This is a genomic window from Streptomyces beijiangensis (assembly GCF_017315755.1).
Lineage (GTDB): Bacteria > Actinomycetota > Actinomycetes > Streptomycetales > Streptomycetaceae > Streptomyces > Streptomyces beijiangensis.
On sequence record NZ_JAFLRJ010000734.1, the window covers coordinates 1 to 261 of the forward strand.

The window sequence follows — 261 nt, forward strand, 5'->3', positions numbered from 1 at the left end:
CGGCCGGGGGCATCAGGAGGACGGCGGTGCCGCCCTCGCGCAGATGGGCCAGCGCGTGCTGGACCCAGGCCAGTTCGGACTCCGTACGGGCCGGGAATCCGTACTCCCAGCGGGGGTCGTAGGCCAGTTCGTCGTGGCCCCAGTTGCGCTCGTTGAACGGCGGGTGGCAGAGCACCGCGTCGGCCGCGAGCTGCCCGAAGGCGTCGGCGCGCAGGGTGTCGCCGGTCCTGACGTCCACATCGGCGCCGGAGTTGAGTGCGA

General features: G+C 72.8%; 1 protein-coding gene. It reads right to left on the reverse strand.

Annotated elements, in window-relative coordinates:
• Nucleotides 1-261 (reverse strand): N-6 DNA methylase (locus tag J0695_RS38755; RefSeq protein ID WP_206969551.1); only part of this gene is annotated, 261 nt, incomplete at both ends.